We start from the raw sequence: 5,783 nt of genomic DNA, 5'->3' as shown, positions 1-5,783 counted from the left end.
CAGCGCGTCGAGGTCCGAGACGGCCGTCACCCCGGTGACCACACCGGGTTCCAGGGCGACGCCGCAGAGTTCACCGGCGTCCTTGCCGACCTTCTCCGGGGTGGACACGCACACGCCCGTCAGCTCGAACTGCGGATTGGTGATCAGCTCGGCCAGGGCCAACCCTCCGACGTTTCCGGTACCGACATGCGCGACGCGGATCGCCATGAGAGTCTCCGTCCGTTGAGCGCTCCAAACGTTTCTAGACAGTAGTCCATAAAATCTTTGCCGCATACCGGCGGACGGGTCGCGATCACCCGGGGCAGAATGGCTGGCTGATGACACAACGCGAAGACGTCCGATTCCCCTCCGGTGGCGATCTGATCAGCGCCTGGCTCTACCGGCCGGAGGGCGGAGAACGCGCGCCCCTGCTGGTGATGGCGCACGGCCTGGGCGGGGTGCGAACCATGCGGCTGGACGCGTACGCCGAACGGTTCAGCGCGGCCGGGTACGCCTGCCTGGTGTTCGACTACCGCAACTTCGGCGACAGCGAGGGCCGGCCCCGCCAGGTGCTCGATGTCGGACTGCAGCTCGCCGACTGGGCGGCGGCGGTCGCCTACGCGCGCACCCTGCCCGGGATCGACCCCGACCGAATCGCGTTGTGGGGCACCTCGTTTGCCGGCGGCCACGTGATCGCCACGGCGGCCCGGCTGCCGGGCATCGCGGCCGCGATCGCCCAATGCCCCTTCACCGACGGCATTGCGTCGGCGCGCACCATCAGCAACCCGCTGGTCTTCGCTCAAGTCGGTCTGCTGGCGGCGCGTGACCTGCTGGCCGCCCGGATGCGCAAGCCCCCGGTGATGGTGCCGACGGTCGGGAGACCGGGCGACGTCGCGCTGATGACCACGCCCGACGCCTACCCCGGCTACCTCAGGCTCGTCCCCGCGGGTGAGGAACTGACCAACGAGGTGGCGGCCCGCATCGCGTTGACGATCATGGCCTACCGTCCCGGCCGCGACACCGCGAAGATTCCCTGCCCGATCCTGTTCTGCGTGTGCGAAGCCGACTCGGTCGCACCGGCGGCGCCGACGTTGCGCTACGCGGCCAAGGCCCCGCGCGGCGAGGTCAAGCTGTACCCCGAGGGCCATTTCGCGATCTACGTCGACGAGGCGTTCGAGCGTGTCGTCGCCGACCAGCTCGCCTTCCTCGACAGACACCTCAAGGGTGTGAGTCCTTAGGGACCGAGCGGGGAGCTCGTGCGGATCGCTTCGTCACGGATCAGGCCGCGCAGCAGCGCGGTGCTGAATTCCGCGGCGATCTCCTTGGCGCTGCGACGTCCACTGGGGCGCAACCACCGGTAGGCACCGAGTGTCATGCCGATGTAGCCGAGCGCCAGGACGTGCGAATCGCACTGGTAGAACTCGCCGCTGGCGATCCCCCGATCGATGAGGCCGTGGACGTGTTCGTAAACCTGGGTCTCCTTCTCGCGGACCGCGGCGACCTGCTCCTCGGAGAACCACTCGGTGATGTAGGGCTGCTCCTGGAAGTAGACGGCCGCGCCCTCGGGGTTGGCGGCGATCTGGTCCAGCAGCCGCACGGTGTACTGATACAGCGCCTCGCGGGCGGTCATCGACGGATCGTCGTGAACGGCGGCCAGCGTCCGCTCGGCGGCCTGCTGGTAGATGTCGTACAGGATCAGGGACTTGCTGGCGTAGTAGTGGTAGACCGTCGCCTTGTTCAGGCCGATCACGTCCGCGACGTCGTCCATCCGGGTGCCGTGGTAGCCGCGCGCGGCGAACAGCTTGGTGGCGACAGCCAGCAGCTCCTCGCGTCGCGTTAGTCCGTTCTCGGATGGCATCTGCCCTCGCTATCGTCACTGCCGGGCGGGACCTAGGGTGCCGGGCAAGGCCAATTATCAATCAACTGGTTGGACAGTTTAGGCAAACGCCAGGTGTCGCCCCGACACGGATGGGACTAGACTCGCTGTCACAAAGCTCAAGTCGCGACTGGAGGGGTGGCCTCATGGATCCGAGTCCGGACTACGACGCTAGCGACGAGATCGAGTTCTTCTTCCGCTACGTCCCGTGGGGGCTGCGCGGGGTGGTCGACGGCAACGGCTACCCGCCGCCCGCCTACCCGCCCGTCTAGCGACCCTGGTGGCGACCCGCAGCGCCCGGTTCCGCCGCGCTCGCGATCGCCACGGCCGTCTGGCCCTTAAAGCGCCTTCAGTTCCTCGGCGACCTCGGTCACCGACTTCTTCGCGTCCCCGAACAGCATCGTCGTGCCCTCGGCGTAGAACAGCGGGTTGTCGATGCCCGCGAACCCGGAGTTCATCGACCGCTTGAGCACGATCACCGACTTGGCCTTGTCGACGTTGAGAATGGGCATGCCATAGATCGGACTGGATTGCTCGTTGCGCGCCGCCGGGTTGGTGACGTCGTTGGCGCCGATGACGATCGCCACGTCGGTGCGGGCGAACTCGTCGTTGATGTCGTCCATGTCCTTCATGGCGTCGTAGTCGACCTCGGCCTCGGCCAGCAGCACGTTCATGTGGCCGGGCATGCGGCCGGCGACCGGGTGGATCGCGTACTTGACCGGGACGCCCTTGTCCTCCAGCAGCGACGCCATGTCCTTGACCGCGTGTTGGGCCTGCGCGACCGCCAGACCGTAGCCGGGAACCACGATCACCTGGTTGGCGTAGGCCATCTGGATCGCCGCGTCGGCGGCCGACGTGGCCTTGACGTGCTTGTCGCCGCCGCCGTCCCCACTGGGCGCGACGCCGCCGCCGCCGAAGCCGCCCGCGACGATCGCCGGGATGGAGCGGTTCATCGCCTTGGCCATGAGGTTGGTCAGGATCGAACCGGAGGCGCCGACGATCATGCCCGCCACGATCATCGCGGTGTTGTTCAGCGCCAGGCCGGCCGCTGCGGCCGACAGCCCGGTCATCGCGTTGAGCAGGGAGATGACCACCGGCATGTCGGCGCCGCCGATCGGCAGCACCACCATCAGGCCGAGCACACCGGCGGCGGCCAGCAGGCCGATCATCCACCACAGCGGCACCCCACCGGTGCCGGGGTGGGCGTGCACGCCGATCACCACCGCGGCGGCCACCGCGGCGGCCAGCAGCAGCAGGTTGATCGGCTGTTGCGCCCTGCCGAACCCGATCGGCGATCCGGAGATGATCTCCTGCAGCTTGCCGAACGCGATGATCGATCCCCAGAACGAGATCGAGCCGATGATCGCGGCGAAGAGCGACGCCACCACGATGTGCACGGTCGGCGACTCCCCGTGCTGGAAGGCCGAGAAGCCGCTGGTCTCAATGAATTCCGACAGCGCGATCAGCGCGACGGTGCCGCCGCCCACGCCGTTGAAGAAGGCCACCAGCTGCGGCATGGCGGTCATCTTGGTCAGCCGGGCGGGCGGAACGCCGAGCACCACGCCCACGACCAGGCCGGCGATGATCAGCACCCAGGACTCGGTATGGCGGATCTTGATCAGCGTCGCGCCCACGGCGATGGCCATGCCGACCGCGGCGATCAGGTTGCCCCGCACCGCGGTCTTGGGCCCGGTCAGGCCCATCAAGCCATAGATGAAGAGGGCGAACGAGATGATGTAGAGGACGGTGACCAGGTAGTTCATTTCGCCGCCAGGTCTTCGGTCTTCACGGGCACGGCCTTCTTCTTGCCCTTGAACATCCCGAGCATCCGGTCGGTGACGATGAAGCCGCCGATGACGTTGAGCGTCCCGAACACCACCGCGACGAACAGGATGATCTGCACCGCCAGCGAGGGGTGCTCCACCTCGCCGAAGACCACCAGCGCCCCCAGCACCACGATGCCGTGAATCGCGTTGGTCCCCGACATCAACGGCGTGTGCAGGGTGTTGGGCACCTTGGAGATGACGGCGAACCCGACGAACCCGGACAGCACCAGGATCGCCAGATTGGCCAATAACTCGTCGTACATGTAGTCCTCTCAGGCCCGCGTGACACAGGAGGCCGCAACGACCTCGTCGTCGAAGTCGGGGGCCAGCTTGCCATCGGTGATCAACAGGTCCAGTAGCGCCGTGATGTTCTTGCTGTACAGCTCGCTGGCGTGCTCGGGCATCGTCGCCGGCAGGTTCAGCGGCGAGGCGATGGTCACGTCGTGCTTGACGACCGTCTTCCCGGGCTCGGTGAGTTCGCAGTTGCCTCCGGTCTCCCCGGCCAGGTCGACGACGACGCTGCCGGGCTTCATCGACTCCACGGCCGCGGCGGTCACCAGGCGCGGCGCGGGACGCCCCGGGACGAGCGCGGTGGTGATCACGACGTCGAACCCGGCGATCGCCTTCTCCAGCGACTCCTGCTGCTCGGCGCGTTCGGACTCGGTGAGCTCGCGGGCGTATCCGCCCTCACCGGCCGCGTCGATGCCGAGGTCCAGCCACTGCGCCCCCACCGAGCGGACCTGGTCGGCCACCTCCGGGCGCACGTCGTAACCGGAGGTGCGCGCGCCCAGCCGCTTGGCCGTCGCAAGCGCTTGCAGGCCGGCCACCCCGACGCCGAGCACCAGCACGCTGGCCGGCTTCACGGTGCCGGCCGCCGTGGTCAGCATGGGGAAGAACCGCGTCGACTCCGACGCGGCCAGCAGGACGGCCTTATAGCCGGCCACGTTGGCCTGCGACGAGAGCGCGTCCATCACCTGGGCCCGCGAGATGCGCGGAATGGCCTCGAGTGCGAACGCCTGCACCCCGGCCTCGGTCAGCGCGCCGATCGAGTTGTCGGCGTTGCGCGGTGCCAGGAACCCGATGAGCGTCTGCCCGCGGCGCAGCCTGCCGACCTCTTCTTTGGTCGGCGGCGCCACCTTCACGACGATGTCGGCGGTCCAGGCGTCCCCGATGCTCGCGCCGGCCTCGGTGTAGAGCTGGTCGGGCAGCAACGCCTTTTCGCCCGCCCCCGACTCGACCACCACCGCCACACCGCTGCTGATCAGCGACGCCACCGCCTTGGGGACCAGCGCGACCCGTCGTTCGTCGGCCCCGGACTCGGCGACCACCCCTACCGTCGTCTGCGCATCTGTCATGGCGCGTACATCTGCTTTCCCGTTTCCTGCCGTTTGGATGTGCCGCTGGCTGGCCGCACGCTTCGCTACCTTAACGCCTGCCGGTTTTCGGCCCGGACGTGCGATCGACCGGGGCGGGATGCCCCCGAGCGGCCGATCGACTCCCGTCGATGGTTCGTCACCCGAGGCGCACGTAGTACCGGCCGCCGTGTTGTGGAGTCACACCAAGGCGTTGTGGCCGCGGCGGGTTACCAAAGCGGGATGTCCCGGCCGTGCTGGTCGGCGGGCCGCGGCCCGAAGTAGCGGCGCTCGGACTCGTCGATGCGCACGTCGTTGATGCTGGCCTCGCGACGCGCCATCAACCCCGACGGGGAGAACTCCCACAGCTCGTTGCCGTAGCTGCGGTACCACTGGCCGCCCGCGTCGCGGCATTCGTATTGGAACCGAACGGCGATGCGGTTGTCGTGAAAGTCCCACAAGCTTTTCCGCAACGCGTAGTCGAGCTCGCGCTGCCACTTACGGGTCAGGAACGCCACGATCGCGTCGCGGCCGACGACGTGTTCGTCGCGGTTTCGCCACTGCGAGTCGGGCGTGTAGGCCAGGCTGACCTGGTGCGGGTCGCGGGTGTTCCAAGCGTCCTCGGCGGCCTGCACCTTTTGCAGCGCCGTCTCGTAGGTGAACGGGGGCAACGGCGGACGGGATGCGGTCATGCCGTCCATGGTGCTCGACGGCAATCGCGACACATAAACGTCTGCGACGACACGCCGC

The 5,783-nt window shown here is 68.0% G+C and carries 7 protein-coding genes and 1 pseudogene; 2 read left to right on the top strand and 6 right to left on the bottom strand.

What is annotated here, in order from left to right; genetic code table 11:
- Positions 1-207, bottom strand: a pseudogene (locus tag A5704_RS17145) (diacylglycerol kinase); the annotation flags it as partial.
- A gap of 110 nt (positions 208-317) precedes the next feature.
- Here A5704_RS17145 and A5704_RS17140 point away from each other — a divergent pair.
- Complete coding sequence (locus A5704_RS17140) at positions 318-1,217, top strand: alpha/beta hydrolase (RefSeq protein ID WP_067755240.1); 900 nt, start codon at positions 318-320, stop codon at positions 1,215-1,217.
- Here the strand turns inward: A5704_RS17140 and A5704_RS17135 are convergent.
- Positions 1,214-1,837 carry a TetR/AcrR family transcriptional regulator gene (locus A5704_RS17135; protein WP_067755243.1) on the bottom strand — a complete coding sequence of 208 codons (624 nt, stop codon included), beginning with the start codon at positions 1,835-1,837 and terminating at the stop codon, positions 1,214-1,216. The genes A5704_RS17140 and A5704_RS17135 overlap by 4 nt on opposite strands.
- A gap of 164 nt (positions 1,838-2,001) precedes the next feature.
- Here A5704_RS17135 and A5704_RS28430 point away from each other — a divergent pair, with 164 nt between their 5' ends.
- Entirely contained in the window at positions 2,002-2,127 is a 126-nt protein-coding gene (locus A5704_RS28430) for a hypothetical protein (protein ID WP_007167223.1), read from the top strand.
- Positions 2,128-2,193: 66 nt separating this feature from the next.
- Here the strand turns inward: A5704_RS28430 and A5704_RS17130 are convergent, their stop codons facing one another.
- The 4 genes from A5704_RS17130 to A5704_RS17115 form a co-directional block, all read right to left on the bottom strand.
- Positions 2,194-3,618 carry an NAD(P)(+) transhydrogenase (Re/Si-specific) subunit beta gene (locus tag A5704_RS17130; RefSeq protein WP_067890112.1) on the bottom strand — a complete coding sequence of 475 codons (1,425 nt, stop codon included), beginning with the start codon at positions 3,616-3,618 and terminating at the stop codon, positions 2,194-2,196.
- Entirely contained in the window at positions 3,615-3,944 is a 330-nt protein-coding gene (locus tag A5704_RS17125; RefSeq protein ID WP_007167221.1) for an NAD(P) transhydrogenase subunit alpha, read from the bottom strand. The genes A5704_RS17130 and A5704_RS17125 overlap by 4 nt, the downstream gene beginning before the upstream one ends.
- A 9-nt stretch (positions 3,945-3,953) precedes the next feature.
- Positions 3,954-5,036 carry a Re/Si-specific NAD(P)(+) transhydrogenase subunit alpha gene (locus A5704_RS17120; protein WP_067755253.1) on the bottom strand — a complete coding sequence of 361 codons (1,083 nt, stop codon included), beginning with the start codon at positions 5,034-5,036 and terminating at the stop codon, positions 3,954-3,956.
- A gap of 227 nt (positions 5,037-5,263) precedes the next feature.
- Positions 5,264-5,725 (bottom strand): nuclear transport factor 2 family protein, encoded by a 462-nt coding sequence (locus A5704_RS17115; protein ID WP_067890113.1) that lies wholly within the window; start codon positions 5,723-5,725, stop codon positions 5,264-5,266.
- Positions 5,726-5,783: the final 58 nt, after the last annotated feature.

Origin of the sequence: Mycobacterium sp. E735 (assembly GCF_001666955.1) — a bacterium.
Classification (GTDB): Bacteria; Actinomycetota; Actinomycetes; order Mycobacteriales; family Mycobacteriaceae; genus Mycobacterium.
The sequence above is the reverse complement of the archived record's forward strand: the minus strand, read 5'-3'. Positions and strand labels throughout refer to the sequence as shown.

Excerpts from the sequence above, each read along its gene's own strand:
- A5704_RS17140 (WP_067755240.1), top strand. The coding sequence starts at position 318 with ATGACACAACGCGAAGACGTCCGATTCCCCTCCGGTGGCGATCTGATC.
- A5704_RS17135 (WP_067755243.1), bottom strand. The coding sequence starts at position 1,837 with ATGCCATCCGAGAACGGACTAACGCGACGCGAGGAGCTGCTGGCTGTC.
- A5704_RS28430 (WP_007167223.1), top strand. The coding sequence starts at position 2,002 with ATGGATCCGAGTCCGGACTACGACGCTAGCGACGAGATCGAGTTCTTC.
- A5704_RS17130 (WP_067890112.1), bottom strand. The coding sequence starts at position 3,618 with ATGAACTACCTGGTCACCGTCCTCTACATCATCTCGTTCGCCCTCTTC.
- A5704_RS17125 (WP_007167221.1), bottom strand. The coding sequence starts at position 3,944 with ATGTACGACGAGTTATTGGCCAATCTGGCGATCCTGGTGCTGTCCGGG.
- A5704_RS17120 (WP_067755253.1), bottom strand. The coding sequence starts at position 5,036 with ATGACAGATGCGCAGACGACGGTAGGGGTGGTCGCCGAGTCCGGGGCC.
- A5704_RS17115 (WP_067890113.1), bottom strand. The coding sequence starts at position 5,725 with ATGACCGCATCCCGTCCGCCGTTGCCCCCGTTCACCTACGAGACGGCG.